Source organism: Archaeoglobus veneficus SNP6, assembly GCF_000194625.1.
GTDB classification, from domain to species: domain Archaea; phylum Halobacteriota; class Archaeoglobi; order Archaeoglobales; family Archaeoglobaceae; genus Archaeoglobus_C; species Archaeoglobus_C veneficus.
This window is the reverse complement of the sequence record NC_015320.1, coordinates 1,260,277-1,276,219: the sequence shown is the minus strand read 5'-3', so window position 1 is coordinate 1,276,219 and position 15,943 is coordinate 1,260,277. Positions and strand designations below refer to the sequence as shown.

Below are 15,943 nucleotides of genomic sequence, written 5' to 3'. Positions count from 1 at the left end.
AAAACGGCGTACAATCGCTTTTAGATTTTTGATGGGGAAACATGATATATGGGTAAAAACGATCGTATATTGGTGTTGGAAAATGGTGTCAATAGATGATATAAGGAGTAAGTACGAAGAAGAGTTACTGAGTATAGAAGGAGTGGTTGGAGTTGGGATTGGAGAGGCAGCCGATAAAAAACCCTGTATAAAAGTATACGTTGTAAAAATCGATGAGAAGTTAAAAAAGACAATACCCAGTGAGTTAGAGGGATTTCCAGTAGAACTGGAAGAGGTAGGAGAAATAAAAGCGTTGTAAATCTAAATTGTAACTTTTTCAACTTCTTTCCTTTCCCTGGCTTGTAGAGAATTCGTAATTCAAATATAAGGAAGTTAATAATATTCTTAGTAAGTCTTAAATAGTATTAGGTACTATAATATTTACTTGGATGGCAACATTTAAATGAAATCGTTAAAAATTATTTAAGCCATCCAAGAATATCGAAAGGTGGTAAAAAAATGGAAAGACTAAAAGAAGAGTGGACGGAATTTTTGGATGTATCTAAACGAATAGAAGAAAGTTTTGAAGCATTTTTCAGAGAAAAAGCACCCAGAGATCGCCCAGACGAACCTGAAATAGAAGAAAGAGAAATAGAAGAAATAGGGAACATTGTAGAAGTGAAAGAAAAGAAAGAAGATGAATTACTTGAAAATCCAAACGTTGTTGGAGTGGGAATTGGGTATAGAGTAAGGGAATACAAGGTTACACCCGAACTTTGTATACAGGTGTTTGTGACAAAGAAGCTTAGGAAGGACATGCTTACTGAAAGGGAGTTAGTTCCTCAGGACCTAGATGGAATTAGGACTGATGTGATAGAAACAGGAGTAATAGAGGCTTTAACTTATAAGTCTATGTACAGACCTGCTTTCCCGGGATGCAGCATAGGGCATTACAGGATAACTGCCGGGACGTTTGGATGCATAGTGCAGGACAAGAAAGACCACGATTTTCTAATACTGAGCAACAACCACGTACTAGCAAACTCAAACAACGCTAATATAGGAGATCCAATTCTGCAGCCAGGTCCTTACGATGGTGGTACCCAAAGAAATATTATCGCCAAGTTGAAGAAATTTGTACCTTTGCTCTCCGGTTATAACCTGGTAGATGCAGCTGTTGCCAAGCCTTTGGATATGCGTTATGTAAAAGCAAGTATTGCGAAAATAGGAATGCCTACTGGAGTTAGGGAGCCATTACATGGTCTGCGAGTTCAAAAAACGGGAAGGACCACTCAATACAACAGAGGGAGAATAATTTCAACTGATGCAACTGTAAAAGTGGGATATGGGCCTGGGGTGACATACCTATTCAAGAACCAGATATTAACCACCCGAATGGCTGCCGGAGGAGATTCCGGATCATTGTTGCTTGGCATGTGTAAAAGAGCTGTCGGTCTGTTATTTGCGGGGTCTTCAGTAGTTACAGTACATAACAATATATTCAATGTCTTGATGGCATTGGAAGTTGAATTAGAACCCCGCCAGAGATATTATTAATATTTTTTATTTAATTTTTTAGCCCAGTTTATGCTTTTAAACGTTGTAGGAGAATGAATCAGATATACCAGATCTGTGGTTGGCGTGTTGGGAGTAAGAATTCCAAGCATTTCCCCCAATTGCGAGAGGGTATGTCTGACTATCGTTCCGTAACTCAGCTTCGGAACTTTGTTTCTTGTTTCTTGAAATAGGCATCCGACAGTATAAAAATCAGGTGATTAAGCTTGAAGAATGTTTGGGTACTGGTTCTTGTAATAACTGCGGTGGCGGTCGTTGCCATTGGGCCAGCATCGGCAGTGGTTGGGGCAGGTATTGCTCCTTCTGAACTCAATCTGGGCGATCTGCTCAGAGGGGGTACGGTTGAGAAGTCTGTGAAGATTTTTAACCACGGTGACACTGATGTGACGTACACTCTTTCTGCGGGAGATTACGATGGCTGGGTTTCAATGTACGACGTAAACGGCACCCCTCTCGAATCCTTTGTTGTTCACGGTGGAGGAACGAAGCTGATTGTTCTCAGATTTACAGTGCCTGAAACAGCTCCAAACGGCGATTACGAGTTTAAAGTGTACTTCGTTTCAAAACCGCCAGAAGGAGGCGGAGCGGGGATATCTATCAAGCTCCCCTTGAATGTGAACCTGACGGTCACTGGCAAGCAGAGAATGCAGGTTAAGGTTTTGAGGTATGAAGCTACAGATACTGAAGTCAACGTGCCAGCGAGGTTCAAAATTGCCGTCGTTAACGAAGGCAACGTGAACGCCCTTCTCGGATTCAGGGTTGGTATAGTCAGGGACGGGGTAATAATTGACACCGTAACTATGAATGAAACTCTCCCAATTGGGGAGATTGGCGAAATAGAAGTATCATGGGATACTTCGGGAAAGCCCGTGGGCGAGTACACGGCGGTATTCCACTTGGACGTGGGGAGAGATAAAATTCTCGCCGCTGAGAAGAAGTTTAATGTTTATGATAGAGGAACTTTTACAGCTAAAATAGACGTGATTGAAGCGAAAACCAGGTCAGCGATACAGCCGGGAATGTCGAAGATCGATGCCACAATTCGTAATTCTGGGTTAATCGATTACGAGGCAAAGCTTAAGGTGGAAATATTCAAGGGTAATGACTTCTTAACCGTGGTAGAAAGCGACCCGGTGTGGGTCAAGACGGGTGAGAAGCGAACACTTACCACATATTTCAACCTCGACGAGCCGGGAACGTACATCCTCAAACCGTCAATTCACTTTGGGGGAAAGGTGGCGATTTTGAACGATACCACGGTTACAGTGACCACAGTCGCTGTAGAGGAGGAAAGAACTGAAGAGATCCCCTTAACATCACTATCCTCGGCATTTGTTATCACCTGCCTGGTGCTTGCTCTGTTCGCTTGGATACGGCTGAAGAAGTAGAAAGACAAGGGAGATACGGCTAATTTCATTTTTCTTTTTTAGAGTTCTTCCAGTCTCACTATTTGGATAATTTCCGAATGCATAGTAACTCACTCCTGCCGTCAGGAAATGCTGACCTCTTTAACACCTCGAAATCATGGCAGTATGAGCTTATAAGCTTCTCAAACTGAAATCCTTCTCAGTAATTGTGTCCTCTGTAATCTGCTATTACTCTGATAGCATCTCCGAACCTGAACTACTTTTTTCTCTTTATCACCTCTGAGTTGAGGATAGATCATGCTTTTATGCCTCTAATGGAAAGAGCATGAAGGAATAAACGATTTTAGGATTTCTCGGTTTTATTGACCGGAGTTTTATTTCTGGCTGAGGTCTTCTTTGTTTCCCTATTTTCGAGTATACTGTTTCAATGACTCTCACTTCTCATCTTCGTCATCCGGAATAACCGTTAATTTCACATTAATTGAGACAATGTTAAGTTGGTTTCCGTGAGTTATTGTTTTGTTTTTTTGCTTTCAGGCTGGTGGTAATGTTCTGTTAAAATGGAAATCTGAGTTGGGCTTCAGGCATCAGGTGTCTGAATGGAAAATGGATGACAGGTTAGTGGAACGCCTTGGATAGGAGTACTGGAGCAGAAAAGGAGGATGTAAACGACTTGTTAGCAATATTATTTTAAAATTAACTAAGTAGCTTGGCTTCAAACTATTTTTCAGAATTAAATTGGAGGTGTTGTGTTTGAAGAAAGTATTGTTGGCAGCAATGCTGGTTGCAATTGCCAGTCTTGTACTGCCCGCAACCGCTTTAACGGCAAATAGTGTGGATGAAGGAGGAGTAGTAGAGGATATAGGCGTTAATGCCTACGTAGATCCTGAAGGAAGCCCGCCGATAATAAAAGCAAAGTGGGAGATATATGATGAGGACCAGGTTAAGCCTGGAACACAAGTAAACATAAACCCTGCAGACGATCCGGGGCCGAAAAAACTCTGGAGTATTGTAGTTGTTACAGACCCAAACGGTGCTGCAGACATTGCTAACGTTTACATGGATCTCTACCACCCGTGCTGTGGCGAATTCAAGTACCAGAGGCACGCATGGGAGATAACCCCACCGCTCGGTGAGGGAAACGTACCTGACATGACAGCACCAATATTCGACGGTTACACGCTCGAAGAGTTGCTTGACATGGCACTGGCATCAGGCTACATCAACCAGACACAGTACGACGACATCTTGATGGAAGTTTCCAAGAAGGACGCAAGGGTTTTCATTGTAGAACTCGAAATTCATCACCACCAGCCATATGGATGGTACATTGCTGAAGCATGGGCGACTGATACAGGTGGAGCAATAAGCGAGAAGTACTGCAACTACTTTGAAGTTTTACCAATGCTCGCCTATAGTATGGACTTTGATACGGTGAGTTTTGGTGATATCAAGCCATGTATTGAAAAGATTGTCTACGGTGACAAAGACCTGGGCACGCCAGATCTGCCAACACTCAAGAACGATGGAAACACAATGATTGCGCTTGCAGCCCACGACACAATGGGTGCAACATCGGTAAACACAAACCAGCCCAAGACGTTTATAAACGTGTTTGACCTGAGATTCCTCGACGAGCAGGTTATGCTTAACACATCTGAGTGGTACTACTTCCATGGACTGCTCGCACCGTGCAACTACACGCAGGTAGACTTCTCAATCCATCTGCCAATGGGTGCACCGGCTGGAGCGTACACAGGTGTAATTGAGCTTGAGATAATCCCGGTTGTAGAGGAATACTGCGTTCCTGTGGGCCTAGCCGGACCTTGCGGAGATGGAATCTGTCAAGGAAGCTAATACTTTTTATTTTTATTTATTTTTTTATAACGTTATTCTGAGTATGGTTTGGGTCTGCTCCTCCCAAGCTCGCACTAATGGAAAAACTATTTATCGTTGCAAAATCATGTTTTTGTTGTTTTGATTGCAGCTATCTCTTCATTTTTTGTACCAGTCTGCCAGCCAGAGTTTTTTCCCCTTTCAGCGATTGTGGTTAATCCCCGTTTAGTATTAAAGTTTAGAAACTATAGAATTGTATTAAATACTTTCATCGACATGTTAAATTTTGGTGATATGTATGTTAGAGCAGCTTTCTGAACTTATTTCGAATACGAGGCGAAGACTTCTGTTAAAACATCTCGTTGAGAGGGGCGGGGAGAGCAGCCTCGAAGACGCAGTATCCTATATATGTGTAAATGAAGGTGATGATGAGTGCAGAAACAGGAAGAGCGTTTACATAAGCTTGAAGCAGACTCACATACCGAAGCTCGAGAAGGCGAGAATATTGACCTTCGACAAGCACACAAACACGCTCAGGCTTGAGGAGCGGTATATGAAAGATGTGAAAATGTACGTCGAGTTTGTTGAGGGCAGTGATATTTCGTGGAGCAAGTACTACCTCGGCCTTGCGGGCATGACTACACTGGCAAGTCTATACATTTTTGATCTCTGGGCCATTATAATTTCGCTCGTTTTTCTCATGAGTTCGGCTGTGAATATTGCAAGGCAGAACCGGTTGATTTAGAGGAGTAACGAGTTATTAACGGCGTAGAAATGACTGTATTTCGTTAGAAAGCTTCCAATTAACTAAGTAGATCGGTGCCAAAATTTTGCATGTACTGTAATACGGAGGTGTTTAAGTGTTGAAAAGGTATGGAGGGATAATCCTTCTTGCTGTGGCAACACTTTTTGCCATGGGGGTTGGAGCAGATTTCGCGTCTTACAATGCGGATAGAAGCGTGCATGTAGCGGTTGTAGCGGACGACCAAGAACTGATAAACCTGAATCCCAAGCAGCCGTATGCCTACATTGACAACGAAACTGGTAAACTTGTAATTGACATCAGTGACTCAAACCCTAACTGGCAGGATGGATTTGGTGAGGGTATAAGTCCAGATGCGAAGTACGCCTTTGACTGCATGTTCGAAATTTCAAACGATCTATGGGAAAATGTAACGATAAACGTGACGATCTCTTCGGATAATCAGTTTATCCAGCTATACAGAGATAAGTCCGATGAAGCGAGTTCAAGTATAAACTTCGAAATTGACCCCGGTCAATCTGCTTGTGTGGGCATGTCATTTAACGGAGCCGGTAAAGAGCCCGGAGAGATTCTGGAGGGCACAATAACTGTGCGTGCTGAGGCTGTAGAATAAGGTGAATACAATGAATAAAATAGTAGTGCTTGGATTCATTGGAAGTGTACTGCTGCTTGCTGTATCCGTTGGAGCGGACTTCAAGTACTACAAGGCGGAGAGAAACGTGACAATTTCAATAGTGAACGATGAGCAGGAGCTGATTAGCCTCAAGCCTGTTCAGCCCTATGCGTATATATCCGATAACGGGGAACTTATAATCGACTTTTCAACGGAGAATGTCAACTATAAAAGTGGCTACGGGATGGGCATAAGCCCTGATTCGAAGTATGTGTTCGACTGCGTGTTTGCAGTTTCAAACGATCTGTGGGAGAATCAGACAGTAGTCGTTGACCTCGACGCTTCGATGGAGGGACAGAGTGTAATTCTGCTGTACTCTCCTTCCTCGGAAGATAATCAAGGCCCATCAATGGCAGGCTATAACCTGACAGCAATAATAGAATCGGGAGAAGAAGCCTGTATAGGTATAATACTTGACACAAGTGAAAAGAGTTTAGGGGAATATGCTGCTGAAATAACGATTCACGGCTATCTGCACAGTAGCGAGGTATAGAATGATGAAGCTTCTTTTGTTCGCCTTGTTTATTTTAATTTTTTCGGCACTTGCAGTGTATGGAGATTTCTCGCCCTACCCCGCTGAAGGAAGCGTTGCTGTAGCTGTGGTTAGCGACGATCAGGAATTGCTCAGAATACTCCCAAACCAGCCGTATGCATACATTGGCAGTGATGGCAAGATTAGAATCGAAGTGAGCAATGAAAATCCGAATTATCCGGGGAGAGGGAATGGTTTGAGTCCTGGTAGTGAACATGCTTTTGACTGTGTGTTCTACGTTGAGAATACTCTCTGGGAAAACCAGACAGTCAACTTTACCGTAAATTCGAGCAGTCCGAGTGTTCTTGTTTACTCTCCTGCATGTCCTGACCACTCGTCATATAAAAATGCTACACAGTGCCTTCATTTCCCAGTTGAGTGGAAAGAAAGAATCTGTGTTGGAATGGTCTTCCAGATTGGAGGAAACGAAGAAGTGGGAGTGACCTTGGATGCTACCATTTAAAGTTTCCGGTGCACCATTTTCTAAAGACACATTGCCTGGCAGAGCAGACAGTTTGCAAACAGCGTGTGGGAGGATCCAATGAGAACTATAGTTGAATTTATAATAATTTCTGGCATCGTAATGCTATCTGCTGTATCAATAGTGGGAGCTTTGTTTGATAGGCCAGTTCTTTTGTCGTACGTAACTTCGGACAGCATGGAGCCAACGATAAACCGATACGACCTGTTCTTCATCAATCCGTTCTCTCACCAGTACTCCAAGGGAGATATAATCGTCTTCAAGTCGGAAGGAAAGTGGGTATGCCACAGAGTGTATGCTGTGGTCGATGATGGCTACATCACTAAGGGGGACAACAACGTCGCCACCGACCAGTCAGGCGGTAAAAACATCGTGAGAAGTGAAAACATAGCAGGGAAGGTAATAACGATATTCGGAAAGCTCATACTTATCCCCGGCGTTGGAACGTACACCGGCAGCATAAGTTCTCTTGTCTGGAAAAATAAGCTGCTGTTTCTGGTTATTTTCAGCTTGGCCGGTCTTTTCAGCCTCACAGGTGGAAAGGGCAGGAGACAGAGAAACAGGAGGTACATAAAGCTGAGACATTCTCAGCTTTACACAATCATGTGTTTCTCCGTACTCATAATAGTCTCACTGCTTTCAGTAGCTCTGATAACTCCTCATAACATAAGCTACGGCACAACTTCGGCTGCAGGTGTAAGACCGGAGTGGGTATCGCCTGGAGATGTGTTTGAGAGGGAAATAGAGATCAAAAACCACGGCATTTACCCCTATTACTTCTACGTCAAAAGCGAGAGCCCGAGAGCTGAAGTTGAAGAAGGATTTTTCCTGATGCCAGGGGATGGGGCCGTAGTTAGTGTAGTAATTCACGCTCCTGACGATACTGGAATTTACTCCGAAAAAGTTCTTGTCTGTAAGTATCTCCCCCTTGCTCCTCTTGCTGTCTTCGATGCTCTTGCAGCAGTAAGTGTTTACTTGCCGATAATGTTCGTAAACTTTGAGATTGGAATTCTCATGCTGATTCTGTATCCTCTTGCAGAGAGTTCTGAGGTTTATAAGGTAAGGAATCCCCTTACCAGGAGGGTTTGAAAATGAGAGTCTTTTTGATTCCTTTACTGGCATTAATCTTCCTCACGGCTTTCGCCATCGACGCTCACTTCGAGGAAGGTATGATGTCGAGAACTGCTGTTCTGAACATTGCATGTCCTGAAAATTCATTGATATCTTACACGTGCCCATGCGGTTGCTGTGGTAACTGTAGCAACTGTAGCTGTGGAGGCAACTGCTGCAACTGTTGTTGTAGTTCCTGTGGCGATGGCTGTAACGATAGTTGCGAGTGCTGCGACTGCGATAGCTGTGTGCAACACATGGAAAGGGGCGAGATCTGTGAGCTAACGGTTACAGAGCTCACCAATCAGATGGCGTCTACACTTTACATTGATAACGCTGATGGATACAGCGTTCCTGCCGGAATACTGTTCACGTTAGCCAGTCCTTACGAAGTTGGCACGGGAAAAACATCAGACGTCAGGTTCGTATTTGATACTTCCGCTGCAAGCGCTGGAGAATACTGCGTGTACCTCACGCTAAAGCTTTCCTGGGTGAACGGCAGTGCGGATATACCACTCTTTCCAATTAAGCTTAAAGTCGAACCACAGCGCAGGGCAGTCTGGGCTCTGCCAGACGGGCACTCTCCATTTGATGATGGTCAGGGCGGATATTTCCAGGTTTGTAGCAGCGTTAGTGCTCCCCTGATCAGCGGAGACGATGTACTGGGTGTTCTCAGAGTTACGAGGAATGAGACCCACATTACAGTTGAAGCTGCGACAGTGGATGGCTGGATTTTGAGCCTTACACGTCTCTACGTTGGTGACACCCCGCCTCCTTCCTCGCCCGGCCAGTTTGGATATTCCCACACACCTTTTGGTGAGCGAGATGTGCTCGTTGTGCCCTCATCTGGCGAAGTTTACGTTGCATTCTATGTGGAGGTGGAGAAGTGACGGGTAACGCGATGGAGCTGTGAGGTGATTTGTTTGAGGGAAATCCTTGCCGCCCTACTGGTAATCTCAGTTGCTGGTATGGTTGTGTGGGGAGCTGTTTTGTTCGACTGCTATGACGAACCCGACAGGATAAAGGTGAGAGAGAAGCGGGCAGAGTACGTTCAGAAGGGCGAGATGAACTATACTGCTTTTCTTGCCCCAAACGTCATCTACGGCAAAGAGGAGCTGTCGAAAGGAGAGGGTGTGGTTTACACAAACCTTATGAAAGAGATGTGGGTTGAATACAGCTACGAGATAACAAACTGTGAGTCTCTTTCTGGCACATATGTTATGAGGACGTTTCTTTATCCTTCAGAAACGAGGAATGCCCCTTCGTGGGAGAAGGAGCTACCCTTTACAGTTAGCGGCAGCTTTAACGGCAAGAGTTGGAGCGAAAGCATCAAGCTCGATTGGGGATACGTGCTCAATCTCTGGAAGACGATTCAGGAGGAAACCGGATACAGATATGGTAAACCGGCGGTCAGATTCGATGTCGATGTGAAGGTCGATGGATATGCTGGTGGCACACCCGTTCACGATAAATTCAGCCACACGATGTCTGTTGTTTATGACAAGAGTCTTATTTTTGAGAACATGGAAAAAGACGAGGTAAAAGGTGTTTTTGCGATTAGGGAGGTTGAGAATACTGTGGATGTATTCGGAGTTGACACACCTGTTTCGTCTGCGAGAACGGTTGCGATAGCTGGCTTTGTACTTTCCTCTATTTCAGCGGTATCCCTCACTTACGTTATGAGAGGTGACTTTAAGGATGCGATAGCTGAACTCAGAGCGAAGAGAAGACTCAGCGAATTCAGAAGGAAGTACGGAAACATGATAGTTGGAGTCGACATCAGGGACAATGGGGCTATAGTGCTGAAAGATATTAAGGACATGGGGAAGCTTGCATTCGAACTGGAGAAACCCATACTCGAGACTGAGAAAGATTACAGAGTAATCGACGGTGAGAGGCTGTACATGTGCATGAAAACGAATAAATCGGGAGAAAATAACAAAAACTGAACTGAAGTCTGCACTATATCTGCACGACCTTTGCTCCTCTTGCCATCGAGATTTTGCCAGTCCTCGCAAGCTCTTTTATTCCATACTGCCTCATCAAATCGATGAATGCATTTATTTTCTCTTCATCGCCAGTAATCTCTATAATCAGGCTATCTCTTGCAACATCAACGATTCTTGCCCTGAATATGTTTGCTATCTCGATTATCTCACCCCTTGTCTCGGTTGTTGCGGCAACTTTTATCAAAGCAAGTTCTCTGCCAACGCTGTTGGTGGTTAAATCACTGACCTTTATCACCTCTATGAGCTTGTTGAGCTGCTTCATGACCTGCTCAACCGTTCTGTCATCTCCTTTGACGACTATGGTCATGCGAGAGATGTCCTCTCTCTCCGTGGTTCCGACAGCGAGGCTGTCGATGTTGAAACCCCTTCGCCTGAAGAGCGACGCGACCCTTGCAAGAACTCCGGGCTTGTTTTCAACGAGAACGGCAATTGTGTGCTTCTCACTCATAATCACACCTCCTCGTCAAGGATTTCGTTCAGCGCTGCTCCAGCAGGAACCATTGGATAGACGTTCTCCAGCCTTTCGACCCTGAAGTCTATAACCACTGGCAGGTCGTTGATCTCGAAGGCCTCTTTGAGCGCGTCCTCAACCTCTGTCTCTTTCTCAACTGTTATGCCAACAGCTCCAAAGCCTTCTGCTATCTTCTCAAAGCTCATCTCTTTGCACCTCAGGCATGTGGCGGAATAGCGTTCGTCGTAGAATAGCTGCTGCCACTGTCTCACCATTCCGAGGAACATATTGTTCAGTATGCAGACCTTGACGGGAATGCGGTAGTCAACGCACGTTGCAAGCTCCTGAATATTCATCAGGAAGCTACCATCCCCAGCTATATCAACGACGGTTTTATCGGGAAATGCAACCTGTGCACCCATTGCTGCTGGAAATCCGAAACCCATGGTTCCAAGACCGCCACTCGATATGAACTGCCTTGGCCTTGAAACTTTGAAGTACTGAGCAGCCCACATCTGATTCTGTCCAACTTCCGTGGTGACTATTGCATCCGGCTTCAGTTCGTACACCTTCTCTATGACGTACTGCGGCCTGAGTTTACCGTCCTTTTTGTAGCGGAGCGGATAGGTTTTCCTCCACTCATTGACCTTGTTCTCCCACTCCTTTCTCTGCTTGTACTTTATGTACTTCACAAGTTCTGCAAGAACCTGCTTCGCATCACCAACGATTGGAACATCAACCCTGACATTTTTGCCAATTTCCGCCGGATCGACATCTATGTGTACGACTTTTGCATAAGGGGCAAATCCCGAAACTCTACCGGTAGTTCTATCGCTGAACCGGCAGCCCACAGCAATAACGAGGTCGGCCTCCATTATCGTGTAGTTCGCGTACTTAGAACCGTGCATTCCTATAAATCCAAGGCACAGCGGGTGAGTTTCTGGCATTGCTCCTTTCCCCATCAGTGTTGTGACGACGAAGGCAGGAATTGTTTCAGCAAGCTTTACGAGTTCTTCGCTTGCATTGGAAAGGATAACTCCACCACCAGCAAGAATTACCGGTCTCTCGGACTTCATTATGAGTTCCGCTGCTCTTTTTATCTGTTTTGGATGCCCCTTCATCTTGGGCTTGTAGCCGACGAGGTCTATCTTGGGCGGGTAGTCGAACTCTATATCTGCCATTGTAACGTCCTTCGGCAGGTCTATGAGCACTGGTCCTGGCCTGCCAGTCGAAGCGATGTGGAACGCTTCCCTGACTGTTGTAAGCAGTGAATTTGGGTCAGTGACGAGGTAGTTGTGCTTGGTTACGGGCATAGTTATGCCCGTTATGTCTGCTTCCTGAAAAGCGTCATTTCCAATCAGTGCTCTCGGAACCTGCCCGGTCATGACGACAAGCGGCGAAGAGTCCATGTATGCCGTTGCTATGCCCGTGACTGTGTTTGTCGCTCCGGGGCCTGAAGTTGCAAAGGCAACTCCTGTTTTGCCCGTAGCTCTTGCATATCCATCGGCTGCGTGAACAGCAGCCTGTTCGTGCCTCGTAAGTATGTGCTCTATATTTGAGTCATAGAGCGCGTCGTACACCTCTATTATCGCTCCTCCCGGTATGCCGAATATGTGTTCAACACCCTCGGCCTCCAGAGCCTTAACAAGCGCGTCTGCAGCTCTCATAAAACCCCCTCTTTTAAAAGACGATTTACTGTACTACTACAATAATTACAGAGAAAAGCTCCAAGTTCCTGATTCCGCAGTTAGCAAGCATTGAAGGGCATCGAGTTAAGGGTTTTAAATAATTTTTGGTTAAAGTCTGCATTTGATGTGGAAATCGAGTGCCAGGTCTGGATTGAAATAAAGGGATTAAATAAGCATATTCAGCCCTTCAAGCATTGCCTCAACTGAAGCCATTATAATGTCTGTCCTTGCACCCCTTGCGGTAACAATGCGGTCTCCACGCCTCAACTGCACGATAACGTCAACGAGGGCATCTGTTCCGCCTGTTATTGCATCGACGCGGTAGCTCACGAGTTCTATGTCTCCAAACTCCTTAACAGCCTTTTTGATTGCGTTTATGGCTGCATCGACAGGTCCAAGACCAATAGCTGCCTCTATAATCTCCTTTCCGTTAATCTTGAGCTTTACACTTGCCGTTGGCATTATGTTCATGCCGCTCACTATCGAGAGGTCTTCGAGAACGACTCTCTTTTCTCTCTTTACCTGGAGAACGGTCTCTATAATGGTCCTAACGTCTGCATCCGTTACACGTTTGCCTTTGTCGCCCATGTCTTTGATACGCTTCAGTATTTCTTTCATTTGCTCTTCGGTCGCCTTGTAACCGAACTCTTTCATGACTGCCTCAACGCTCGCCCTTCCAGCATGCTTGCCAAGCACGAGGTGCCTCTTTCTTCCCACCATCTCGGGAGTTATCGGCTCGTATGCAGAGGAGTTGCGGAGGATAGCAGATGTATGGATTCCGCTCTCGTGCGTGAAGGCATTTTCTCCAACTATAGGTTTGTTGAGGGGCAAAGCAACGCCCGTGATCTTCTCCACGAGCTTTGAGGTGTTGTAGATGTTCTGCTTGTTTATGTTAGTTTCAATGCCGTAGAGGACTTCGAGTGTCATTACAACTTCTTCAAGCGCCGCATTGCCAGCCCTTTCGCCAAGCCCATTAACTGTGGCGTGAAACTCTTTTGCCCCGCCCTTCACTGCGTAAACGGTATTTATGTTCGCAAGCCCGAAGTCATCGTGGCAGTGTATTGCTATCGGTACATCGAACTCACTGCAAAGCTCTTTCATGATGGCTTCGCTTTTTTCAGGAGTGAGAACTCCAACCGTATCGGCGAAGGTAAGCCTGTCCGCCCCCGCATCAACTGCAGCAGCGAAAAGTCTCTTTATAAATCCGAGGTCAGCCCTCGATGCATCCTCTCCTCCAAACTCGACAATCAGTCCTCTCTCCTTTGCGTATTCCACCGCTTCAACAGCCATTGCAATGACATCGTCCTCGCTCTTTCCCGGAAACTTGGTGGATATGTGGATCGGCGAAGAGGGAGCGACCATGAAAATTGAATCCGCGTTTGCATCTGCAGCAGCATCGATGTCCACCTTCTTAATCCTGGCAAAGCTGCAGATTTCCGCCTTAAGGCCGGCGTTGGATATCTCCTTGATTGCGTTGAAGTCACCTTCAGAAGCAATGGCCGTGCCGGCCTCGATTATATCAACTCCAAGCCTGTCGAGCGCTTCGGCAATCATAAGCTTCTGCTCAACGCTAAGCGAAACACCGGGCGTTTGCTCGCCATCCCTAAGCGTCGTGTCAAGTACCATTGGTTTCATAACTCATCACTCTTTCTATCCAGCAGCCAAACAAATGAAGAATCATTTTAAATCTTTTTTGGTAAAGTATGACAAGGTTATGAGGGTTTTGAGCTGGCAGATGGTCTATCTCAACCTACATGATTTCAAGCACCTCAATTCCGAGCAGAATCGTCAGGACTATCTGAACGGCAATCATCGCCCAGAACAGGTACAGTGCCTTTTCTCCAAGCTGAATAAAGGCTTTTTCAACATTTTCAAAGAATCTTTTTCCCATGACGGTAATCTCAACCTCACGCCTTCCATAGGAGATGTCAGCTTTTTTGAATTTCGCATCGCTCAGGGCTCTCTCCATAAAGCTGAACACGGCTTTTTCATCCTCTTTGTTACTCCCCACCGGATTGTATCCCACCTTTGGTGAAATGCCAGTTTTCGAGTGGTTGTCCGTCGAAACCACTGTGAGTCTTACACCCCTTTCCTCTGCAAACTTTTCCAGCCTGTGCCTGAACTCCTTGACAACGTTGTTTCCGTCGAGCATCAAAATCCCGTGGACTTCGCTGTCATACTTCAGGAGGAGGAGCGCAATCCAGCCGCATATGTTGTTCGTTTCGCATCTCTCTTTGAAAAAGCAGTACTCCAGATTGCTTTCCTCCCTCGGGATGCTGCAGGCTGTTCGTATCAGCTCTTCAAGCTCGTAGAAGTCTTCAGCACTGACGTCAAAATCCTCCATGTGGGCGTTGTGCGCTTCGACGAGCATAACTTCGCCAAAGTATCTCTCTGCGATGCTGTTTATCCCTGTAGGTATATCATCCGTTGCATTTTTGCCGCTGAAAATTAGCAGGCTGACGTCTTCAAATGGGAACACCTTTAAGGAGAAACGCTCTCCCTCAACCTCGAAGGGGCGATAGACTTTATCTATTGTTATGCTTTCGGCTGCATCGCAGCTTATGCTTTTTACTATTCTGTCAACATCTTTCAGAGTTGCGGGATTAAGTTCATGTTTTGTTGCAGAGTGGAGGTACATGGTATCTGGAATTTCGAGAATTCTGCTGACAAGTCTTGCTCCTCCAACGTTTCTCATCGGGCCCGGATGGAACGATGTCGAAATAAGCCTCGCATTTCCAACTTTGAGGCATTTAACCCAACCCTTTCTTTTTTCGCCTGCTTTTTCGAGCCTCTTTTCAAAGTATTCGGGCTTTGACGTCAGCCAGAAGAGTATAAACGACTTCAACAGGTGTTTTGTATTGAAAACGCCGTAATCTCTGTCGAGATACTTTATGTACGCGAGTCCGAGCATCACGCCTGCGAAGCTGGCAATCGTGTAGCTCAGCGTTCTATGGGGAGTGCTGAAGGAGTACATGTAATTTACAGGATACAGGGCGAGGAGCATGAGGATTACACCAGCCACGATTCTTCTCTCTCCCGCTTCAGACGTGAAAAATAGAACTAATGTGAGAAGTGTGGCTATGGAGGCGGGAGCGAGTACTATTAGTTCGAAGAGGCTGAGGTGAATTGCGACGAAGTCGAAGACTTCTATGAATATGAGAAGGAGCAGGGCGAGGAAGAATACCCTTCTGCTGTTGAACGCCAGTCCTATAAATCGGGAGATTGCGAGGAGAAGCACGATCAGAGCAAGCCCTATAAAGAAGTAGCGCTGAGCAAAAAACGCTTTGCTGACAATTCCGTTCAGAATGGAGGCGAGAAGGATTGTTATAACTCCGAGGGAAACGGATATCCGCTTTCTCGGTATTGTGAATATCTTTGAGTAGAACTTCTCCATCAGTTTTTTGTCGATCATCCCTCACACCATCGGCCCGGGAAATTTAAATCCAACGTGTCGATTTCTTTAACTGTTTAATTATCTT

16 protein-coding genes are annotated in these 15,943 nt (G+C 45.6%); 12 read left to right on the top strand and 4 right to left on the bottom strand.

Going from position 1 to position 15,943, the window contains the following annotated elements; all coding sequences use genetic code 11:
• Positions 1 to 82 precede the first annotated feature (82 nt).
• From ARCVE_RS07135 to ARCVE_RS07085, 12 genes are all read left to right on the top strand, one after another.
• Positions 83 to 298 carry a hypothetical protein gene (locus ARCVE_RS07135; protein ID WP_013684096.1) on the top strand — a complete coding sequence of 72 codons (216 nt, stop codon included), beginning with the start codon at positions 83 to 85 and terminating at the stop codon, positions 296 to 298.
• Between the two features lie 200 nt (positions 299 to 498).
• Positions 499 to 1,536 carry a hypothetical protein gene (locus ARCVE_RS07130; protein ID WP_013684095.1) on the top strand — a complete coding sequence of 346 codons (1,038 nt, stop codon included), beginning with the start codon at positions 499 to 501 and terminating at the stop codon, positions 1,534 to 1,536.
• A gap of 224 nt (positions 1,537 to 1,760) precedes the next feature.
• Positions 1,761 to 2,942 (top strand): COG1470 family protein, encoded by a 1,182-nt coding sequence (locus tag ARCVE_RS07125; RefSeq protein ID WP_013684094.1) that lies wholly within the window; start codon positions 1,761 to 1,763, stop codon positions 2,940 to 2,942.
• Between the two features lie 732 nt (positions 2,943 to 3,674).
• Positions 3,675 to 4,778, top strand: a complete 1,104-nt coding sequence (locus tag ARCVE_RS07120) for a hypothetical protein (protein WP_013684093.1) — start codon at positions 3,675 to 3,677, stop codon at positions 4,776 to 4,778.
• A 277-nt stretch (positions 4,779 to 5,055) separates the two neighbouring features.
• Positions 5,056 to 5,502, top strand: a complete 447-nt coding sequence (locus ARCVE_RS07115) for a DUF7344 domain-containing protein (protein ID WP_013684092.1) — start codon at positions 5,056 to 5,058, stop codon at positions 5,500 to 5,502.
• Positions 5,503 to 5,617: 115 nt separating this feature from the next.
• Positions 5,618 to 6,133 (top strand): DUF1102 domain-containing protein, encoded by a 516-nt coding sequence (locus ARCVE_RS07110; RefSeq protein ID WP_013684091.1) that lies wholly within the window; start codon positions 5,618 to 5,620, stop codon positions 6,131 to 6,133.
• A gap of 10 nt (positions 6,134 to 6,143) precedes the next feature.
• Entirely contained in the window at positions 6,144 to 6,686 is a 543-nt protein-coding gene (locus tag ARCVE_RS07105) for a DUF1102 domain-containing protein (RefSeq protein WP_013684090.1), read from the top strand.
• Position 6,687: 1 nt separating this feature from the next.
• Positions 6,688 to 7,188, top strand: coding sequence for a DUF1102 domain-containing protein (locus ARCVE_RS07100; protein ID WP_013684089.1), 501 nt, complete (start codon positions 6,688 to 6,690; stop codon positions 7,186 to 7,188).
• A gap of 78 nt (positions 7,189 to 7,266) precedes the next feature.
• Positions 7,267 to 8,295, top strand: coding sequence for a signal peptidase I (locus ARCVE_RS07095; protein ID WP_013684088.1), 1,029 nt, complete (start codon positions 7,267 to 7,269; stop codon positions 8,293 to 8,295).
• A gap of 159 nt (positions 8,296 to 8,454) precedes the next feature.
• Complete coding sequence (locus ARCVE_RS11350; protein WP_156786034.1) at positions 8,455 to 8,601, top strand: hypothetical protein; 147 nt, start codon at positions 8,455 to 8,457, stop codon at positions 8,599 to 8,601.
• Positions 8,574 to 9,206 (top strand): hypothetical protein, encoded by a 633-nt coding sequence (locus ARCVE_RS07090; RefSeq protein WP_048085776.1) that lies wholly within the window; start codon positions 8,574 to 8,576, stop codon positions 9,204 to 9,206. The genes ARCVE_RS11350 and ARCVE_RS07090 overlap by 28 nt, the downstream gene beginning before the upstream one ends.
• Positions 9,207 to 9,239: 33 nt before the next feature.
• On the top strand, positions 9,240 to 10,265 hold the full coding sequence (locus tag ARCVE_RS07085; protein ID WP_013684086.1) for a DUF5305 family protein: 1,026 nt from the start codon (positions 9,240 to 9,242) through the stop codon (positions 10,263 to 10,265).
• Between the two features lie 13 nt (positions 10,266 to 10,278).
• Here ARCVE_RS07085 and ilvN read toward each other — a convergent pair whose 3' ends face one another.
• The 4 genes from ilvN to ARCVE_RS07065 all read right to left on the bottom strand — a co-directional run bounded on the left by ilvN (position 10,279) and on the right by ARCVE_RS07065 (position 15,876).
• Positions 10,279 to 10,773, bottom strand: a complete 495-nt coding sequence (ilvN, locus tag ARCVE_RS07080) for an acetolactate synthase small subunit (RefSeq protein WP_013684085.1) — start codon at positions 10,771 to 10,773, stop codon at positions 10,279 to 10,281.
• A gap of 2 nt (positions 10,774 to 10,775) precedes the next feature.
• Positions 10,776 to 12,443: an acetolactate synthase large subunit gene (locus ARCVE_RS07075; protein WP_013684084.1), complete on the bottom strand. Its 1,668-nt coding sequence runs from the start codon at positions 12,441 to 12,443 to the stop codon at positions 10,776 to 10,778.
• A gap of 186 nt (positions 12,444 to 12,629) precedes the next feature.
• Positions 12,630 to 14,099 carry a 2-isopropylmalate synthase gene (locus ARCVE_RS07070; RefSeq protein WP_048085774.1) on the bottom strand — a complete coding sequence of 490 codons (1,470 nt, stop codon included), beginning with the start codon at positions 14,097 to 14,099 and terminating at the stop codon, positions 12,630 to 12,632.
• A gap of 115 nt (positions 14,100 to 14,214) precedes the next feature.
• Positions 14,215 to 15,876 carry a DUF2070 family protein gene (locus ARCVE_RS07065; RefSeq protein ID WP_013684082.1) on the bottom strand — a complete coding sequence of 554 codons (1,662 nt, stop codon included), beginning with the start codon at positions 15,874 to 15,876 and terminating at the stop codon, positions 14,215 to 14,217.
• Between the last annotated feature and the right edge of the window lie 67 nt (positions 15,877 to 15,943).